Origin of the sequence: Streptomyces sp. NPDC007264 (genome assembly GCF_042869095.1) — a bacterium.
Classification (GTDB): domain Bacteria; phylum Actinomycetota; class Actinomycetes; order Streptomycetales; family Streptomycetaceae; genus Streptomyces.
In genome coordinates this window covers 231,397-250,002 of sequence record NZ_JBIAFD010000009.1, presented here as the reverse complement: position 1 = coordinate 250,002, position 18,606 = coordinate 231,397, and the positions used below count along the sequence as shown (strand labels likewise).

Here is an 18,606-nt window from a genome sequence, read left to right as displayed (position 1 = left end):
CGAAGCGGCCGGGCACCGCACCACGGGCGGGACGGCATGGGTCGTCCATTCCGGTGAGGCCCCGCAGCGACCGGGGACATGAGAGAGTTATGCCCGTTTTGCGGCGATACGGTCACGGTCATGCCTGCCCACAACGACGCCCTCGGCACCCCGCAGTCCCTGCTGATCCTCGGCGGCACGTCCGAGGTCGCGCTGGCCACCGCGCGCCGGCTCATCGCACGGCGCGCCCGCACCGTATGGCTGGGCGGGCGCCCCTCGGCCGAGCTGGAGAGGGCCGCCGAGCATCTGCGTGAGCTCGGCGCCGACGCCCGTACCGTCGCCTTCGACGCGCTCGACTGCGAGAGCCACGAGAGCGCGCTCGGCAAGGTGTTCGCGGAGGCGGACATCGACCTGGTGCTGTTCGCGTTCGGCGTGGTCGGCGACCAGGCGACCGACGAGCGCGACCCGGTGGCCGCGGCGCGCGTCGCGCAGACCAACTACACCGGCGCCGTCTCGGCGGGGCTGGTGTGCGCCCGCGCCCTCCAGGAGCAGGGCCACGGCTCGCTGGTGGTGCTGTCCTCGGTCGCCGGCGAGCGGGCCCGCCGCTGGGACTTCATCTACGGCTCCAGCAAGGCCGGGCTCGACACGTTCGCGCAGGGCCTGGGTGACGCGCTGCACGGCACCGGCGTGCACGTCATGGTCGTGCGCCCCGGGTCCGTCCGCCGGCGCGGCAGCGCGGGGCGGGGGGACGGACCGCTGTCCACCACGCCGGAGCGGATCGCCGCCGCGATCGAGCTGGGGCTGCGCAGGCGGTCGGAAGTGGTGTGGGTACCGGGGTCCCTGCGGCTGGTCATGTCGGCGCTGCGCCACGTGCCGCGTCCGGTGTTCCGGTGGCTTCCCGTCTAGGGATCCAGGGGATCGGGAGTCCGAGGGCGGTCTAAGGAGCCCAGGGGGCGGGCAGGGGGGCGTCCTCCGCACGGGCCGCCTGCGGCGGTACCACGGCGCCCCCGAAGGCGAACTCCCGCAACCGGCGCCAGACGCCGTCCGCGCCCTGCTCGTACAGCCCGAAACCCGTGCACGGCCACTCGGCCTCGTAGCAGGCCAGCTCCTGGTACGCGCGGTCCATCGCCGCGTCGTCGATGCCGTGCGCCACCGTGACATGCGGGTGGTACGGGAAGAGCAGCTCGCGCGCCACCGGCCCGGAGGCGTCCCGGACCTGCTTCTGCAGCCACGCGCACGCCTCGGCGCCCTCGGCGACCTGCACGTAGACCACGGGCGACAGCGGACGGAACGTGCCCGTTCCGGACAGCCGCATCGGGAAGGGGCGCCCGGCCGCCGCCACCTCGACGAGGTGCGCCTCGATCGCGGGCAGTGCGGAGGCGTCGACCTCCGTCGGCGGGAGCAGGGTGACATGCGTGGGGATGCCGTGCGCCGCGGCGTCGCCGAAGCCCGCGCGCAGCTCCTGGAGCAGGCTGCCGTGAGGCTCCGGGACCGCGATCGACACTCCGATCGTTACGGTCCCCACGTCGTCTCCTGTCGTCGTGCTGGTGTCGTTCAGTGTTCTTCGGCGTTCTTCTGGGTTCTTCTGGCGGTCGTCGGGTGGTGGTCTTCGGGCTCTTCCGGCGGTCTTCGGGTTCTTCGGTTCCGGCTTCGTCGCTCTCGGCGCTCGGCGCGGGCAGGGGGGACTACCGACTGTACGGCGGTGGGGCGCGGTAACGGGAGGGCGGTCCTGCCGGCTCAGTGCTTGGCGGGCAGGAACCCCACCCTGTCGTACGCCTGGGAGAGGGTCTCCGCCGCGACGGCGCGCGCCTTCTCCGCGCCCTTGGCCAGGATCGAGTCGAGGGTCTCGGGGTCGTCCAGGTACTGCTGGGTGCGCTCACGGAACGGGGTCACGAAGTCGACCATGACCTCGGCGAGGTCCGTCTTGAGCGCACCGTAGCCCTTGCCGGCGTACTTCTGCTCCAGTTCCGCGACGCCGGTTCCGGTCAGGGTGGAGTAGATGGTCAGCAGATTGCTGATGCCCGGCTTGAGCTCCACGTCGTACCGGATCACGGTGTCCGTGTCCGTGACGGCGCTCTTGACCTTCTTCGCGGTGGTCCTCGGCTCGTCGAGCAGGTTGATGAGGCCCTTCGGCGTGGACGACGACTTGCTCATCTTGATCGACGGGTCCTGGAGGTCGTAGATCTTCGCCGTCTCCTTGAGGATGTACGGCCGCGGGACGGTGAAGGTCTCGCCGAAGCGGCCGTTGAAGCGCTCGGCGAGGTCGCGGGTCAGCTCGATGTGCTGGCGCTGGTCCTCGCCCACCGGTACCTCGTTGGCCTGGTACAGCAGGATGTCGGCGACCTGGAGGATCGGGTACGTGAACAGGCCGACGCTCGCGCGCTCGGCGCCCTGCTTGGCGGACTTGTCCTTGAACTGGGTCATGCGGCTCGCCTCGCCGAAGCCGGTGAGGCAGTTCATGACCCAGGCCAGCTGGGCGTGTTCGGGGACATGGCTCTGGACGAAGAGCGTGCACCGGTCCGGGTCGAGCCCGGCGGCCAGGAGCTGGGCGGCGGCCAGGCGGGTGTTGGCGCGCAGGTCCGCGGGATCCTGCGGGACGGTGATCGCGTGCAGGTCCACGACCATGTAGAACGCGTCGTGGCTCTCCTGAAGGGCCACCCACTGGCGGACGGCGCCGAGGTAGTTGCCGAGGTGGAACGAGCCGGCGGTGGGCTGGATGCCGGAGAGCACACGAGGACGGTCTGAAGCCATGTCGCCCATTCTCTCAGGTCCTGGGGACCGGTCCGGAACTGGTGGGCAACAGCTGCGGGCCGAATAGTGCCCGGCGGTGTAACAAGAGGACATGACAAGAGACGGGGGCCGCGTGCGTGCGCTCGGCCGGCTGGTGGCGGCGCTGACGGTGACGGTCTGGACGCTGACCGCGACCGCCGCACCGGCGCGGGCTGTGGGCAAGGACATACCCGATCTGGCGCTCGTGACGGCGGTCGGCACGGGCCGTACGACCACACTGCGCGCCGGCGACCGCGACTTCGCGCTGCTGTGGCAGCTGCTGGGGCCGACGCGGCAGCGGACCGAGCGGGTGCCGGACGCGTGGGCGCAGGGGCGGTACCCGAGCGTGCGCGCCACCGTGGTGTGGGGGCTGACCGGGATCGGGGGCTGGCCCTACACGCGGCGGGCGCCCGGGGGTGATGTGGCCCTCGAACGGCAGGACCAGGTGTTCCTGGCCGGGGACGGCACGGCGTGGGTGCGGTCGGATCCGGCGCCGGACGTCGCCGACGACGACGTCCGGTGGCATCGGGTGCCGCGGCCGGTCTTCGACCGGCTGGAGCAGGGCGGGCTCTTCGGGCCGGCCGCCGCGGGCGGCGACGGCCCCGCGGACCGTCTGCGCTGGGGGGCCGTGGGACTCGGCGCGGGGCTCGCGCTGGGGATCGGCGGGACCCGTGCCGTGCGGCGGGTGGCGGCCCGGCGCAAGGAGCCGCCGCCCGGGCCCCGGCAGGAGCTCATCGATCTGTGAAAGCCTGTGCACCGACCCCGTCCGGGCCCGGGCGCGGGTTCGTGCACAGGCTCTGGGGCCGGGCGCCTCAGCCGAGGTCGATCTCCGGGTACAACGGGAAACCGGCCAGCAGGTCGGTCGCGCGGTGCGCGATCTCGTCCGCGACCTTCGGGGCCAGGACGTGCTGGGCCTTCGACGGGGCGCCCTTGGCGGTCGTGCCGGGGACGGCCGTGGTGAGGACGCGGTCGATCAGGGCCGCGATCTCGTCCATCTCGGCCGCGCCCAGGCCGCGGGTGGTGAGCGCGGGGGTGCCGATGCGGATGCCCGACGTGTACCAGGCGCCGTTCGGGTCGGCCGGAATGGCGTTGCGGTTGGTGACGATGCCCGACTCCAGCAGCGCCGCCTCCGCCTGGCGGCCCGTGAGGCCGTAGGAGGAGGCCACGTCGATCAGGTTCAGGTGGTTGTCGGTGCCGCCGGTCACGAGCGTGGCGCCGCGGCGCAGCAGCCCCTGGGCCAGGGCACGGGAGTTGTCGACGATCCGCTGGGCGTAGTCGCGGAAGGAGTCCTGCCGGGCCTCCGCCAGGGCCACCGCCTTGGCGGCCATCACGTGCGGCAGCGGGCCGCCGAGCACCATCGGGCAGCCGCGGTCGACCTGGTCCTTGAGCGAGTCGTCGCACAGGACCATGCCGCCGCGCGGGCCGCGCAGCGACTTGTGGGTGGTGGTCGTCACGATCTGGGCGTGCGGCACCGGGTCGAAGTCGCCGGTCAGGACCTTGCCCGCGACCAGGCCGGCGAAGTGCGCCATGTCGACCATGAGCGTCGCGCCGACCTCGTCGGCGATCTCGCGCATGATCCGGAAGTTCACCAGGCGGGGGTAGGCGGAGTAGCCGGCCACGATGATCAGCGGCTTGAACTCGCGGGCCGAGGCGCGCAGGGCCTCGTAGTCGATGAGCCCGGTGGCCGGGTCGGTGCCGTAGGAGCGCTGGTCGAACATCTTGCCGGAGATGTTCGGGCGGAAGCCGTGGGTGAGGTGACCGCCGGCGTCCAGGGACATGCCGAGCATGCGCTGGTTGCCGTAGGCGTGGCGCAGCTCGGCCCAGTCCTCGTCGGTCAGCTCGTTGACCTGGCGCACGCCCGCCTTCTCCAGCGCGGGGGCCTCGACGCGCTGGGCGAGGACGGCCCAGAAGGCGACGAGGTTGGCGTCGATGCCGGAGTGCGGCTGGACGTAGGCGTGGCGGGCGCCGAACAGCTCCCTGGCGTGCTCGGCGGCGAGCGACTCGACGGTGTCCACGTTGCGGCAGCCGGCGTAGAAGCGGCGGCCGACGGTGCCCTCGGCGTACTTGTCGCTGAACCAGTTGCCCATGGCCAGCAGGGTCGCCGGGGAGGCGTAGTTCTCGGAGGCGATCAGCTTGAGCATCTCGCGCTGATCGGCGACCTCCTGGCCGATGGCGTCGGCGACGCGCGGCTCGACGGCGCGGATCACGTCGAGGGCGGCGCGGAAGGCGGTGGACTCGGTGGAGACAGGCGCGGACATCTCGGGCATCAGGGACCTCCGGACGTGGCGTTCGGCGTTCACGGTACGGCCCAGGCGCACGGCACACTTCCTGCTCGGGCCGCTCCCCGATGGTCCGTCCCATCCCAGCGCGCCAGTCACGGCCCGCCGGCCAGCCTACCCGGCCCGTCGGACGGCGCGACACGCGACGCCGTCCGCGTGCGGTCCCCCCGCGTCCGCCGCGCGAGGATGAGCATGGGAAACGGGACAGCAGGGTCACCCTCGTCGTCCGGGAGCCGCCGTGACCGCCACGCAGACACTCATCGCCGCCGCCGAGGCGCACGGCGCGCACAACTACCGTCCGCTGCCGGTGGTCATCGCGTCCGCCGACGGCGCCTGGATGACGGACGTGGAGGGCCGCCGCTATCTGGACCTGCTGGCCGGCTACTCGGCGCTCAACTTCGGTCACGGCAACCGGCGGCTGATCGACGCGGCCACCGCGCAGCTGGAGCGGGTGACGCTGACGTCCCGGGCCTTCCACCACGACCGGTTCGCCGACTTCTGCGCGCGGCTGGCCGACCTGTGCGGCATGGAGATGGTGCTGCCGATGAACACGGGCGCCGAGGCCGTGGAGACCGCGGTGAAGACGGCCCGCAAGTGGGGCTACCGGGTCAAGGGCGTGCCCTCCGGAAGGGCGAAGATCGTGGTCGCGGACGGCAACTTCCACGGCCGTACGACGACGATCATCAGCTTCTCCACCGACCCGGAGGCGCGCGCGGACTTCGGCCCCTACACGCCGGGCTTCGAGATCGTGCCCTACGGGGACCTGACCGCGATGCGGGCGGCGGTGACGGAGAACACGGTGGCGGTGCTGCTGGAGCCGATCCAGGGCGAGGCGGGGGTGGTGGTGCCGCCGGCCGGTTACCTGCCGGCGGTGCGGGAGCTGACCCGCGAGCGGAACGTGCTCTTCGTCGCCGACGAGATCCAGTCGGGGCTCGGCCGCACGGGACGCACCTTCGCGTGCGAGCACGAGGGGGTCGTCCCGGACGTGTACGTCCTCGGGAAGGCGCTCGGCGGCGGGATCCTGCCGGTGTCGGCGGTGGTGTCGAGCGCGGATGTGCTCGGGGTGTTCCGGCCCGGTGAGCACGGGTCGACCTTCGGCGGGAACCCCCTGGCCTGCGCGGTGGCGCTGGAGGTGATCGCGATGCTGCGGACCGGCGAGTACCAGGCGCGGGCGGCGGAGCTGGGCGCGCACCTGCTGGACGAGCTGGGCGCGCTGACCGGCACGGGCCGGGTGACCGGGGTGCGCGGGCGCGGCCTGTGGGCGGGCGTGGACATCGCCCCGGCGTACGGCACCGGCCGGGAGGTGGCCGAGCGGCTGCTGCACCGGGGCGTCCTGGTCAAGGACACCCACGGGTCCACGATCCGGATCGCCCCGCCGCTCGTCATCGGCGAGGAGGACCTGGACTGGGGGCTGGCGCGGCTGCGCGGTGTCCTGGGCATCTGACCGCCGCGCTCCCGGGGACGCCGGGGCGGCCCCGGGAGGTTCGGGGAGTGCGGCCCCGCAGGTTCGAGGAGCCCGGAGGTTCAGAGGATGACGTGCGGCAGGAAGCGTGCGTACTCGTCCGTGACCGGGCCGGACGACTCGCGCAGGCCGAGCCCCGCCGACTCGCCCTCGACGACCCAGGCGCCGAGGACCACCCGGTTGCCGTCGAAGTCCGGCAGGGGCGCCAGCCCCTGGTAGCAGCAGGGCTCGTCCCGCAGGACGGGCTCGGCGCCCGGCTCGTGGACCGTCACGCCCTCGCCCTCGCGGCCGAGCAGCGGCTTGGCGACGTAGCCCGTGGTGCGTGCCAGCTCCCGGGGGCCGTCGAGATGGGCGGGCAGCAGGTTCGGGTGGCCCGGGTACAGCTCCCAGAGGATCGCGAGCAGCGCCTTGTTGCTGAGCAGCATCTTCCAGGCAGGTTCGATCCACAGCGTCGTGCCCGTGCCGCCGCCGTTGTCGAGGGTGTCGAGGACATGGCCGGCGAAGCGGTCGGTGGTGAGCCACTCCCACGGATAGAGCTTGAAGCAGCTGCGGATGAAGCGGAGCCGGTTGTCGACGAAGCGCTCGGACAGCGGGTCCCAGCCGATCTCCTCCATCGAGATCCAGTCGGTGTCGAGTCCGGCCTGTTCCGCGGTCTCCTTGAGGTAGGCGACCGTCATCAGGTCCTCACCGAGTTCGTCGGCGGAGGAGTGCGCGAAGTACAGCGGGCTGCCGGGCGGCAGCAGGGCGGCCTGCCTCTTCCAGGCGGCGACCAGCCGTTCGTGGAGGGAGTTCCACTGGTCTGCGCCCGGGAAGCGCTCCTCCATCCAGAACCACTGGGGGCCGGCCGCCTCCACGAGCGAGGTGGGGGTGTCGGCGTTGTACTCCAGGAGCCTGGCCGGGCCCGTGCCGTCGTAGCGCAGATCGAACCGGCCGTAGACGGAGGGGAGTTCGGCACGGCGGTGCCATGCCTCGGCGACCGCGTGCGCGACGCGCGGGTCGGTGATGCCGAGGTCGGCGAAGCGGTCCGTGGCGACGATGTGCGCGGCCGCGGCCAGGCACATGGCGTGCAACTCCTCGACGACCTCCTCCAGCGCCTCCACCTCGGGGAGTGTGAAGGCGTAGTACGCGCTCTCGTCCCAGTACGGGCGCAGGGAGTCGTCGGGATGGCGGGTGAGCGGATAGATGAGGCCCTGGGCCTCGACGGTCTGCTGCCAGCCGGGGCGGGGCTCTATCGTGCGGCGTTCCACGACGGGCCGCTCAGCCGCCGGACTTGCCGTGGCCGCTGCCGAAACCGCCGCGGTCGACGCCGCCGTGGCCGCCGCTGGAACCGCCGGAGCTCCGGGGCCTGGTGAAGGAGCCGTCGCTGACCCAGCCGTTCTTCTTCTTGCCGCCGTAGTACCAGGAGCCGCGGGCGGACGCCTTGCCGGAGGTGCAGTTCTTGTCGGCGACGACCTTGTAGCCCTTGGCGAGCGTGTAGCTGTCGCGGTCGACGCAGCGCTTGTCCGGGTCGGAGGAGCAGGCCGTGAGGGCGGCGGCGAGAAGGCCCATGCCGCCGAGGACGACCGTGCCCGAGCGCAGTTGCCGGCGTGTGTCCGCCATGTTCGTGATCCCCCGTCGTGTGGGCGTCGTCGGGTGAGACGCCGTTGAGATGTTGACGAATATCAGATTAGAGAGCTTGCTTCCGCCCGGCGCGCCCGCCCCCGCGCCGGTGCGCTGCCCTACAGTCGCACCGTGTTCTGGGGAATGGTGTGTGCGCTCGGTGCGGCGGTCTGCTTCGGCACGGCGACCGTGCTGCAGGCGATGGCGGCGCGTGCGGCGGGCACGGGCGGGGGCGGGGACGCGGCGCTGCTGCTGCGGGCTCTCGGGCAGTGGCGGTATCTGGCGGGGCTCGGGCTGGACGGGCTCGGCTTCCTGCTGCAGATCGCGGCGCTGCGGTCGCTTCCGATCTATGCGGTGGGGGCGGCGCTCGCCTCCAGCCTCGCGGTGACGGCGGTGGTCGCGGCCCGGCTGCTGCGGGTGCGGCTGACGCGCGGCGAGTGGACCGCGGCCGCGGTGGTGTGCGCGGGGCTGGCGATGCTGGGGCTGGCCTCCGGCACGGAGGGGCACCGGGACGGGTCCACGGTCTTGCGGTACGCGATGCTGGCGGCGGCGGTGGGCGTGCCGGTGCTCGGATCGGCCGGATCGCGGCTGCCGGGACGCGGGCGGGCACTGGCGCTGGGGCTGGGCGCGGGATTCGGGTTCGGGGTGGTCGAGGTGGCGGTGCGGCTGATCGACTCGCTCAGGCCGTCCGTGCTGCTCACGGAGCCGGCGGCGTACGCGCTGCTGCTGGGCGGCGGTGCGGCCTTCCTGCTGCTGACGAGCGCCCTGGAGCGGGGATCGGTGACGGTGGCGACCGCGGGTCTGGTCGTCGGCGAGACGGTGGGGCCGGCGGCGGTGGGGGTGGTGTGGCTGGGCGACCGCACCCGCGAGGGGCTGGTCTGGCTGGCGGCACTCGGCTTCCTCGTCGCCGTGGCGGGCGCCCTGGCCTTGGCGCGGTTCGGGGAGGCGCCGGCCGTGGAGGAAGGCTCATGAGCCGCCCCTGACGGAGCCGTGGAACTCGGGACGATCTTGAGCTCGGACGACCGCCCTCCACGGTTCGGCGAGGTAGCGGGCGTCTCGGTGCCGTGTTGGACTGAGCAGAGTGCTCGTCATCGCGGCGCCGATCGACGCCGTTGCACGACATCGGCCAGATTCGGGTGACTGTCGCACAGCGCGACACTGAGGATGCGGAGGCGGCTCATGGCGGAGTCGCGGGACGACGAACAGCTCAGTCTGCGCCTGACGGCCGTGGCGGCGTTGGGGTTCGTGCTGATGGTTCCGCCGTTCCTGGCGCGGTTCGACCACATGGGCCAGGTTCTCGGCGTCCCGGTTCTCGCGGCCTACCTGTTCGTCGTCTGGGCGGTCGTGATCGTTCTGGTCGCCGTGATCGGCGGCAGATCGAGGTAGGCCGTGCTCGAGACCTGGTTCATCGTCGCTGTTTCGGCCGGGTACCTCGGCCTGCTCTTCGCCGTGGCCTTCTACGGTGACCGGCGGGCGGACTCCGGCCGGAGCGTCATCAACAACGCCACGGTCTACGCGCTGTCCTTCGGTGTGTACGCCACCTCGTGGACGTACTACGGCAGCGTGGGCTGGGCCGCCACGACGGGAATCAGCTTTCTGCCGATCTACCTGGGGCCGACGCTCATGCTCGCGCTCGGCTGGCTGGTGCTGCGCCGGCTCATCCGGGCGAGCCAGCGGCACCGGGTCACCTCACTGGCCGACTTCGTCTCCGCCCGCTACGGCAAGAGCACCGCGCTGGGCTGCCTGGTGACGATCATCGCCGTGGTGGGGGTCGTCCCCTACATCTCGCTGCAGCTCAAGGCGGTCTCCCTCACCTTTGCGATCATTCGGCGGCATCCCGAGCTCACCTCCGCCCCGGAGCTGGGACACATCCCGCTGTTCCAGGACACAGGACTGTACGCAGCGCTGGTGCTGGCCGCGTTCACCATCGTCTTCGGCACCCGTCATCTGGACGCCACCGAACGCCACGAGGGCATGGTCGCCGCCATCGCGTTCGAGTCCGTGATCAAGCTCCTGGCCTTCCTCTCGGCGGGGATCTTCGTGACCTTCTGGATGTTCGGGGGGCTCGACGACCTGTTCTCCCAGGCCTCGGACGCCGGCCTCACCACGCTGTTCACGCTGCGCGAGCACACCGGCTACGGCACGTGGGTCTGGCTCATGGTGCTGTCCATGCTGGCGATCGTGCTGCTGCCCCGGCAGTGGCAGATCAGCGTCGTCGAGAACGTCGACGAGAGGCACCTCAAACGGGCGATGTGGCTGTTCCCGCTGTACCTGCTCGCGATCAGCAGCTTCGTGCTCCCGATCGCGGCCGGCGGCCTTCTGCGGTTCGGAAAGGGCGTCGACGCCGACACCTACGTGCTCACCCTGCCGATGGCCGGAGGCCAGCCGGCACTCGCGCTGCTCGTCTTCATCGGCGGCCTCAGCGCGGCCACCAGCATGGTCATCGTCGAGACGATCGCGCTCAGCACCATGGTGTCGAACTCACTCGTGATGCCGCTGCTGCTGCGCAGCAAGTCCCGGCTGGCGCACCGGGACAACCTCGCCGGTCTGGTGCTGGGCATCCGCCGGGCGACCATCGTGCTGGTCCTGCTGCTCGGGTACGCGTACCTGCGGCTGGCCGGCGAGACGACCGCGTTGGTGACGATCGGCCTGGTGTCGTTCGCGGCGGTGGCACAGTTCGCGCCCGCCATCCTGGGCGGCCTGTTCTGGAAGGGCGGCACCCGGCGGGGCGCGCTGGTCGGCCTGGTGGCGGGGTTCACCGTATGGGTGTACACCCTGGTGCTGCCGAGCTTCGCCGATGCGGGGCTGCTGTCCGGTTCGCTCCTGCGGGAGGGTCCGTTCGGCATCCGTCTCCTGCGGCCGCAGCATCTGTTCGGCGTGACGGGAATGGACCCCATCGGCCACACGATGTTCTGGAGTGTCCTGCTGAACTTCGGCGCGTACGTCGCGGTCTCCCTGGTGGACCGGCCCGATGCCGCCGAGCGGGCGCAGGCCGTGCAGTTCGTCGAGATCCTCGAACCGCCCGCGCGGGAGCGCCGCTGGCAGGCCCGTGCCACGGTCGGCGAACTGCAGACCCTGCTGGAGCGCTTCCTCGGGCCGGAGGGCGCCCGGCGGGCGCTGCGCTCCTACCCCGGCAGAAGACCCCGCTCACTGTCGGCCGAGGCGCCGCCGGGGCTGGTCCATCACGCGGAAGCCCAGCTCGCCGGTTCGGTGGGCGCCGCGTCCGCGCGGCTCGCGGTCGCCGCGGTGGCCGGAGAGGAGGAGGTCGGCACCGAAGAAGTGATGGAGATGATCGGCGAGGCGTCGCAGCGGGTCGAGCTGATCCGGTGGCGCCTGAAGCTGCTCTACGACGCGACCGGCGGCATCGGCACCACCCTCGATGTGACCCGTACGGCCGAAGAGCTGACGCAGGTCGCGGTGCCGCGCTTCGCCGACTACGTCACCGTCGACCTGGCCGAGTTCGTGCTGCGCGACGAGGACGTGGGGATGAACGGCATCGACACCGGCAGCAAGCGGATGCAGCGCGCGGCCGTCAGCGGCATCCGCGCCGACGCTCCCTTCTTCGCGGTCGGCGACCTGATCACTTTCGGGCCGTCGTCACCACAGGCCCGCAGCGCCGAGAGCGGGCAGGCGGTCCTGGTGCCCCGGCTGCGCGACTCCGTGCGATGGCAGGCGATGGACCCCGAGCGGGGCGCCCGCATCGTCGAGTACGGGATCCATTCGCTCATCACGGCGCCGCTGTCCGCCCGCGGTGTGCTGCTGGGCGTCGTCCACTTCTGGCGCTCCGAGAAGCCCGAGCCCTTCGATCAGGACGACCTCTCCCTCGCGACCGAACTGGCCACCCGGGCCGCCGTGTCCCTCGACAACGCACGCCGCTACACCCGCGAGCACGGCCTGGCCGTGGCGCTGCAACGGAGACTGCTGCCCCGGGCGCTGCCCGAACAGAACGCCGTCGAGGTCGCTTCCCGCTACCTCCCCGCGCAGGCGGGAGTCGGCGGCGACTGGTTCGACGTCATCCCCCTGCCCGGCGCCAGGGTCGCGCTGGTCATGGGCGACATCGTCGGGCACGGACTGCATGCCGCGGCCACCATGGGGCAGCTGCGCACCGCCGTGCACAACTTCTCCACCCCCCTGGACCTGGCGCCCGACGAACTGCTCGGCCACCTCGACGAGTTGGTCACCCTCATCGACCAGGACGCGATCGCCGCCGGCGACCGGACCACCGTCACCGGCGCCACCTGCCTGTACGCGGTCTACGACTCCGTGTCCGGCACCTGCGTCATCGCCAGCGCCGGTCACCCGCCGCCCGCGCTCGTGCACCCCGACGGGACGGTGGAGTTCCTGGACGTGCCGGCCTGCCTTCCCCTCGGCATCGGCGGACTGCCCTTCGAGTGCGCCGAGCTGCGGCTGGCCGAGGGCAGCAGGCTGGTCCTGTTCACCGACGGCCTCGTCGAGCGCCGCGACCTGGACATCGACGTCGGGCTCCGGCTGCTCCGCGAGACGCTGGCGCACGCGGACCAGTCGCCCGAGGAGACCTGCGACGCCGTGCTCGACGCCCTGCTCCCCGAGCTCCAGAGCGACGACATCGCGCTGCTCGTCGCCCGTACGAAGGTGCTGGCGCCCGGGCAGGTCGCCGAGTGGGACGTGGAGTCCGACCCCGCCGCCGTCCACCGCGTACGCGCCGCCGTCTCCGCCCGGCTCATGGAGTGGGGGCTGGAGGATCTCGTGGACACCACGGAGCTGATCTGCAGCGAACTGATCACCAACGCCATGCGCCACGGCGCAGGGCCCATCAAGGCACGGTTGATCCGCGACCGTGCGCTCATCTTCGAGGTCTCCGACCACAGCAGCACCTCGCCGCACCTGCGCTACGCGGCCACCATGGACGAGGGCGGACGGGGCCTCTTCCTCGTGGCCCAGTTCGCCGAGCGCTGGGGCGCGCGCTACACCAAGGACGGCAAGGTCATCTGGGCCGAGCAGGCGACGCCGGGGACGCCCGGCGGCTGACCGGCACCGACAGCAGACCGGCACCGCCCGCGGACCCGGCCGTCTTCCGCGCTGTCACGGCAGCACCCGGCACAGGGCCTCCAGCGCCCCCGCCCACCCGTGGTCCGGAGGCGTCCCGTAGCCCACGACCAACGCGTCCAACGGCTCGGTGGCCGCCCTCTCGTGGCGGTAGTGGCCCAGGCCGTGCACCGCCAGGCCCTGCCACGCCGCCGCCTGGACCACCGTCCGCTCGGTGCCGGGCGGCAGGCGCAGGACCGCGTGCAGGCCCGCCGCGATGCCCGTGACCCGTACGTCCGGGGCGCGGGCCGCGAGGGCGTGGACCAGCGCGTCGCGGCGCCCCCGGTAGCGCAGCCGGGACGCACGCACATGACGGTCGTACCCGCCGGACGTGAGGAACTCGGCCAGGGTCAGCTGGTCCAGCGCCCCGCACATCTCGAGCCGGCCGTTCACGGCCGCGGCCTCCTCCGCGAGCCCCGGCGGCAGCACCATCCAGCCCAGCCGCAGGCCCGGCGCCAGGGACTTGCTGGCGGTGCCGAGGTGGACCACATGGTCGGGTCCCAGGCCCTGGAGCGCCCCGACGGGCTGCCGGTCGTAGCGGAACTCCCCGTCGTAGTCGTCCTCCAGGATCAGCCCGCCCGTCCGCCGCGCCCGGTCCACGACGGCGGCCCGCCGGTCGGGGGGCAGCGGCACCCCCATCGGGAACTGGTGGCCGGGAGTGAGCAGCACGACACCGCCGTCGGGGAGCGCGCCGGTGTCGGTGCCCCGCGCGTCGAAGGGGAGCGGCTCCGTGCGCAGACCCGCCTCCGCGAGCAGGTTCCAGTGCACGTCGAGGCCGTACGACTCGACGTGCACCACGCGGACACCGCGGGCCCGCAGCACCGCGCCGAGGATCTTCAGCCCGTGCGAGAAGCCCGCGCACACCATGACGCGTTCGGGGTCGGCGCGCACGCCGCGCGCCCGGGACAGGTACTCGGCGAGGGCGGCGCGCAGTTCCGCGCGGCCGCGCCCGTCGCCGTAGCCGAGGGCGTCGTACGGCGCCGAGGCCAGGACCCGGCGGGTGGCCCTGAGCCACTCGGCCCGGGGGAAGGCGGCGAGGTCGGGCGTGCCGGGCACCAGGTCGTACTCGGGGCGCCCGAGCTCGCGGGGGCGGGGCGCGGCGGGTGCGGGCCGCGGGCCGGGGGCGGTGCGCTCGGCCACCCGGGTGCCCGATCCCTGGCGCGCGGTGAGCCAGCCCTCGGCGACCAGGTCGCCGTACGCCTCGGCGACCGTGTTGCGTGCGATGCCCAGGTCGGCGGCGAGCGAGCGGGAGGAGGGCAGCCGGGTCCCGGGGGTGAGCCGGCCGGTGCGGACCGCCTCGCGCAGGGCGTCGGTCAGGCCCCGGCGCAGACCGGGCCCGGTCGGCTCCAGATGCAGGTCGACCCCCAAAGTGGCCCATGCTTTCCCCATGGAAATGGACCATACCCCTGGGATGCCTCGCTCCTAGGGTCGGGAGCATGACCACCAACGACTACGCGCCCGAGCACAGGCCCCGGCTCCGCTGGGCCCAGCACGCCCCCGAGGTCTACAAGACGATGGTCCGGCTCGACGCCGCCGCCGGGCAGGGCCTCGACGCGACGCTGCGCGAACTGGTCAAGATCCGCGCCTCGCAGATCAACCACTGCGCCTTCTGCCTCGACATGCACACCAAGGACGCGCTGGCGGCGGGCGAGAGCGTCGAGCGGATCGTCCAGCTCAGCGCCTGGGAGGAGTCCCGGCACTTCTACACCGAGAAGGAACTCGCGGCGCTGGAGCTGACGGAGGCCGTCACGGTCCTGACGGACGGCTTCGTGGCGGACGAGGTGTACGAGAGGGCCGCCAAGCACTTCGACGAGACGGAGCTGGCCCAGCTGATCGCCGCGATCACGGTGATCAACGCGTGGAACCGGTTCGGTGTGACGACCCGTGCGGTGCCGGGCCACTACCGGCCGGGGCAGCACAAGTGACGGCCCGCACGACGGTCCTCGACACCGACGTCCGCACCACGATGCAGGCGCTGGGCGCCGCGGCGAAGAAGGGGTTCGGCGACCCCGCCCTCGCCGAGCTGGTCCAGATCCGGGCCTCCCAGCTCAACCACTGCGCCTTCTGCCTGGACCTGCACCTCACGATCGCCCGCCGCCACGGCGTGAGGGAGCGTCAGCTGGATCTGCTGGACGCCTGGGAGGAGGCGGGGGACGTCTTCGACGAGCGCGAGCGGGCGGCGCTGGCGCTGACGGAGGCCGTCACGGTCCTGACGGACGGCTTCGTGGCGGACGAGGTGTACGAGGAGGCCGCCGAGCACTTCGACGAGGCGCGGCTCGCCCATCTGGTCGCGCTGATCACCGTCATCAACGGCTGGAACCGGCTGATGGTCAGCCGGCGGATCCCGGCGGGGAGCACGCGGTGGTGAGCGCTGCCGAGACCTTCCGGGCCCTGCACCGGCACCGGCTGCCGGACGAACCGCTGGTGCTGCCCGGGCCCTGGGACGCGGCCAGCGCGCGGGTGTTCGCGGAGGCCGGGTTCCCGGCGCTCGCCACGCCCAGCGCCGGGATCGCCGCCTCGCTCGGCTACGCGGACGGCGAGACGCCCGCCGACGAGATGTTCGCGGCGGTCGCGCGGATCGTGCGGGCCGTCGACGTGCCGGTGTCGGCCGATGTCGAGGACGGGTACGGGCTCGCCCCGAAGGAGCTGGTGGAGCGGCTGCTGGAGACGGGAGTCGTGGGCTGCAATCTGGAGGACTCGCACGGAGGCGTCCTCAAGGATCCGCGGGAGCACGCCGACTGGCTCGCCCAGGTGCGGGCCGAGGCCGGCGGCCGGCTGTTCCTCAACGCGCGGGTCGACACGTTCGCCCGCGGTGTCGCCGATCCCGCACGGGCCATCGAGCGGGCCGCGTTGTACGTCGCCGCGGGTGCCGACTGCGTGTACCCGATCGGCGCCCCGGCGGACGTCCTGCCGCTGCTGCGGGCGGGGATCCAGGGGCCGCTCAACGTGTTCGCGCGGCCCGGCGGCCCCTCACCGCGGGACCTCGGCGAACTCGGCGCCACCCGCGTGACGTTCGGGCCGGGGCTCCAGCGCCGCGCGATGGCGGCCCTGGGCGAGATCGCCGCGCGTCTGGGGTAGCCGCCGCGCGCCGGGGGCGGGAATCGGTCCCCGGCATGGAGTCACCGAAAATGCGCTGGAAAGGGGGCAAAAGTAACCTGACGATCAGGCACTCATGGAGGTGATGCGATGTCCCGGACCCGTGGCTTCACGAGGACGGCCCGCGCGACGACGACGGCCGCGGCGGTGAGCCTGCTGTTCGTCACCGGACTGGCCGGCGTCTCGACGGCCCAGACCGGCGGCAACCCGGACCCGCGGCGACTGGCCGAGCAGGCGCAGGAGGGGCTGCGGAAGGCGACATCGATCCGTATCGGGTACACGGACCGCAGTACGGCGGCGACGTCGAACAACCGTTTGCCGACGTCGATGAGTCTCGCGCTCGACCGGCGCGGCAACTGCGCGGGCACCCTGACGATGGGCAACAACGGCGGCACCGTGGAGATCATCAAGCGGGACACCGAGGTGTGGCTGAAGCCGGACGGGGCCTTCTGGAAGGCGGAGCTGCCCGGCCGGCGGGGCATCGACACGGCCGCCTCGCTCGCGGGCCGCTACCTCCACGGCTCCGCCTCCGACGCGCTCCTGAGCGGCATCGCCGACAGCTGCAACCTCGGGACCCTCCAGAAGGCGGCGACGGTCAGCGCGCCCCGCTCCCTGAAGGAGGGCCTGGCAAGGGCGATGGACCACACGCGGGTGGTTCCCCTGTCCTTCACGGTGAGCGGCCTGAAGTCGACGCTGTACGTCACGACGGACATGCCGCGCCGCCTGTACCGGGCCACCCAGACGGGCCAGGGCACGAACCTGACCCTGACCTTCACGGACTACGACAAGCCGGTCCCGACGAGGATCCCTTCGGCGACCGAGACGGTGGACATCGCGAAGGTCCGCAACCAGCTGCCGACGAGGTAGTGCGCGGCGCGCCCGCCGCGGCGCGCCCGCATGCCTGCATGCCTGCACGCACGCCCGCCCGCCCGTCGACGCCGTTCCGGGCATGGACACCCGTTTTTTCTTTGACTAAAGTCAAAGAACCATGGAGCGAGTGTCCAGTGAGCACGTGACGGCCCTGCGACGGTTCAACCGGTACTTCACACGGCGGATCGGCGCCCTCGACGACCACTACCTCGGCCGGGGCCGGCCGCTCGGCGAGGCGCGGCTGCTGTACGAGATCGGCGACGGGGCCCCGCTGCGGGAGTTGCGGGGGCGGCTCGGGCTCGACGCCGGGTACCTGAGCCGGATGACACGGGCGTTGCAGGCGCAGGGGCTGGTGCGGGTCGGTGTTCATCCGGACGACAGCCGGGTACGGCTCGCGGAGCTGACGCCCGCCGGGCGCATCGAGGTCGACGAGCAGAACCGCCTCGCCGACGCGCTCGCCGAGAGTCTGCTCGCGGGCCTGACCGACGAACAGCGCGCCGAGCTGACCGGCGCCCTCGGCACCGCCCGGCGCCTGCTGCGCCTGGCCGCCATCACGGTCGAACACGTCGACGGCGGCTGCGCCGACGCCCGCACCTGCCTCGACGCCTATGCCGCCGACATCGACGCCCGCTTCCCCGAGGGCTTCGACCGCGCCGCGCTCGTGCGCCCGGAGGAGGTGTCCCACGACGCCGGCGCCTTCCTGGTCGCGTACGAGGAGGGCCGTCCCGTGGGGTGCGGGGCGCTGCGCACGCCGGAGGCCGGGGTGGGCGAGATCCGGCACGTGTGGGTGCACGCGGACGCCCGACGGCTCGGGCTGGCGCGACGCATCCTCGACGGCCTGGAGCGCCAGGCCGTCGCGCGGGGCCTCCTCGTCGTACGCCTGGACACCCACGCCGTTCTGACGGAGGCCCAGGCGATGTACCGGGCCTGCGGATACGCGGAGATCCCGCGCTACGACGACAACGTGTACGCGGCCCACTGGTTCGAGAAGCGGCTCAGCGTGACGACCTGACCTCAACTGCCCATCTCGTGAGACGAGTTGGACAAAGTGCCCTGTCCTGCCCCGCCCGCCTCGGCCACAATGTCCTGGTGTCCACAACCACTGATCTCGAGCTCGACGACGGTACGCCCATCCGGTTCCTGCTGACTCCCGCCGCAGACATGGCGGCCCCCGCACCGGACGCCGATCTCCCGGAGGGCATGGGCAGGGCCGTCCCCGTGTCGTCCGGCGGGAGGGCCGTCGCGAACCTCGCGGCCGGGGCGCTGCGGGGCGCGCTGAGGCCGCTCGGCGCGCTGCTCCAGGAGGTGCACGACGCGGCGCTGGCCTCCCCCCGGCCCCCGACGGAGCTGAGTGTGACCTTCGGCGTGCAGGTCGGTCACGACCTCACCTTCGGGATCGTCGGCGGCAGGGGGCAGGCTCACCTCACCGTGACCGCCAGTTGGAAGCCGACGGAGGCTGCGGGGCCGGCGCCCGACGCGGGGTGAGCC

General features: G+C 72.6%; 17 protein-coding genes and 1 pseudogene. 12 read left to right on the top strand and 6 right to left on the bottom strand.

Annotated features, from left to right (window positions below):
* Nucleotides 1-120: 120 nt before the first annotated feature.
* Nucleotides 121-885, top strand: coding sequence for a decaprenylphospho-beta-D-erythro-pentofuranosid-2-ulose 2-reductase (locus ACFYMU_RS18185; RefSeq protein ID WP_388373906.1), 765 nt, complete (start codon nt 121-123; stop codon nt 883-885).
* Nucleotides 886-916: 31 nt separating this feature from the next.
* Here ACFYMU_RS18185 and ACFYMU_RS18180 read toward each other — a convergent pair whose 3' ends face one another.
* Nucleotides 917-1,504: a 2'-5' RNA ligase family protein gene (locus ACFYMU_RS18180; RefSeq protein WP_388373904.1), complete on the bottom strand. Its 588-nt coding sequence runs from the start codon at nt 1,502-1,504 to the stop codon at nt 917-919.
* Nucleotides 1,505-1,716: 212 nt separating this feature from the next.
* Nucleotides 1,717-2,730, bottom strand: a complete 1,014-nt coding sequence (trpS, locus tag ACFYMU_RS18175; RefSeq protein WP_388373902.1) for a tryptophan--tRNA ligase — start codon at nt 2,728-2,730, stop codon at nt 1,717-1,719.
* Nucleotides 2,731-2,821: 91 nt separating this feature from the next.
* On the opposite strand from trpS, the gene ACFYMU_RS18170 reads away from it, so the two are divergent.
* On the top strand, nt 2,822-3,493 hold the full coding sequence (locus ACFYMU_RS18170) for a hypothetical protein (protein ID WP_388373901.1): 672 nt from the start codon (nt 2,822-2,824) through the stop codon (nt 3,491-3,493).
* 67 nt (nt 3,494-3,560) lie between these two features.
* Here ACFYMU_RS18170 and ACFYMU_RS18165 read toward each other — a convergent pair whose 3' ends face one another.
* A complete protein-coding gene (locus tag ACFYMU_RS18165) occupies nt 3,561-5,006 on the bottom strand; it encodes a glycine hydroxymethyltransferase (protein ID WP_388374053.1) in 1,446 nt (481 codons plus the stop codon).
* Between the two features lie 259 nt (nt 5,007-5,265).
* Here ACFYMU_RS18165 and rocD point away from each other — a divergent pair, with 259 nt between their 5' ends.
* Nucleotides 5,266-6,471, top strand: a complete 1,206-nt coding sequence (gene rocD, locus ACFYMU_RS18160; protein WP_388373899.1) for an ornithine--oxo-acid transaminase — start codon at nt 5,266-5,268, stop codon at nt 6,469-6,471.
* Between the two features lie 80 nt (nt 6,472-6,551).
* Here rocD and ACFYMU_RS18155 read toward each other — a convergent pair whose 3' ends face one another.
* The gene (locus ACFYMU_RS18155; RefSeq protein WP_388373897.1) at nt 6,552-7,736 is read right to left on the bottom strand and encodes a glutathionylspermidine synthase family protein; all 1,185 of its coding nucleotides are present in this window, start codon (nt 7,734-7,736) and stop codon (nt 6,552-6,554) included.
* 10 nt (nt 7,737-7,746) lie between these two features.
* Complete coding sequence (locus ACFYMU_RS18150; protein WP_388373895.1) at nt 7,747-8,088, bottom strand: hypothetical protein; 342 nt, start codon at nt 8,086-8,088, stop codon at nt 7,747-7,749.
* A gap of 144 nt (nt 8,089-8,232) precedes the next feature.
* Between ACFYMU_RS18150 and ACFYMU_RS18145 the strand changes: the two genes are divergently transcribed.
* From ACFYMU_RS18145 to ACFYMU_RS18135, 3 genes and pseudogenes are all read left to right on the top strand, one after another.
* Nucleotides 8,233-9,060, top strand: coding sequence for a hypothetical protein (locus ACFYMU_RS18145; protein WP_388374051.1), 828 nt, complete (start codon nt 8,233-8,235; stop codon nt 9,058-9,060).
* A 207-nt stretch (nt 9,061-9,267) separates the two neighbouring features.
* Entirely contained in the window at nt 9,268-9,474 is a 207-nt protein-coding gene (locus ACFYMU_RS18140) for a hypothetical protein (RefSeq protein WP_388373893.1), read from the top strand.
* 1,917 nt (nt 9,475-11,391) lie between these two features.
* Nucleotides 11,392-13,095 (top strand): annotated as a pseudogene (locus ACFYMU_RS18135) (SpoIIE family protein phosphatase); the annotation flags it as partial.
* Nucleotides 13,096-13,149: 54 nt separating this feature from the next.
* Here the strand turns inward: ACFYMU_RS18135 and ACFYMU_RS18130 are convergent.
* Complete coding sequence (locus ACFYMU_RS18130) at nt 13,150-14,541, bottom strand: PLP-dependent aminotransferase family protein (protein ID WP_388373891.1); 1,392 nt, start codon at nt 14,539-14,541, stop codon at nt 13,150-13,152.
* A gap of 47 nt (nt 14,542-14,588) precedes the next feature.
* Here ACFYMU_RS18130 and ACFYMU_RS18125 point away from each other — a divergent pair, with 47 nt between their 5' ends.
* The 6 genes from ACFYMU_RS18125 (at nt 14,589) to ACFYMU_RS18100 (ending at nt 18,603) form a co-directional block, all read left to right on the top strand.
* Nucleotides 14,589-15,077, top strand: coding sequence for a carboxymuconolactone decarboxylase family protein (locus ACFYMU_RS18125; RefSeq protein WP_388373889.1), 489 nt, complete (start codon nt 14,589-14,591; stop codon nt 15,075-15,077).
* Nucleotides 15,074-15,520: a carboxymuconolactone decarboxylase family protein gene (locus ACFYMU_RS18120; RefSeq protein WP_388373887.1), complete on the top strand. Its 447-nt coding sequence runs from the start codon at nt 15,074-15,076 to the stop codon at nt 15,518-15,520. The genes ACFYMU_RS18125 and ACFYMU_RS18120 overlap by 4 nt, the downstream gene beginning before the upstream one ends.
* Nucleotides 15,517-16,230 (top strand): isocitrate lyase/phosphoenolpyruvate mutase family protein, encoded by a 714-nt coding sequence (locus ACFYMU_RS18115; protein ID WP_388373886.1) that lies wholly within the window; start codon nt 15,517-15,519, stop codon nt 16,228-16,230. The genes ACFYMU_RS18120 and ACFYMU_RS18115 overlap by 4 nt, the downstream gene beginning before the upstream one ends.
* Before the next feature lie 108 nt (nt 16,231-16,338).
* A complete protein-coding gene (locus tag ACFYMU_RS18110) occupies nt 16,339-17,115 on the top strand; it encodes a hypothetical protein (protein ID WP_388373884.1) in 777 nt (258 codons plus the stop codon).
* Nucleotides 17,116-17,236: 121 nt separating this feature from the next.
* Complete coding sequence (locus tag ACFYMU_RS18105) at nt 17,237-18,130, top strand: GNAT family N-acetyltransferase (RefSeq protein ID WP_388373883.1); 894 nt, start codon at nt 17,237-17,239, stop codon at nt 18,128-18,130.
* A gap of 77 nt (nt 18,131-18,207) precedes the next feature.
* Nucleotides 18,208-18,603: a CU044_2847 family protein gene (locus ACFYMU_RS18100; RefSeq protein WP_388373881.1), complete on the top strand. Its 396-nt coding sequence runs from the start codon at nt 18,208-18,210 to the stop codon at nt 18,601-18,603.
* Nucleotides 18,604-18,606 lie beyond the last annotated feature (3 nt).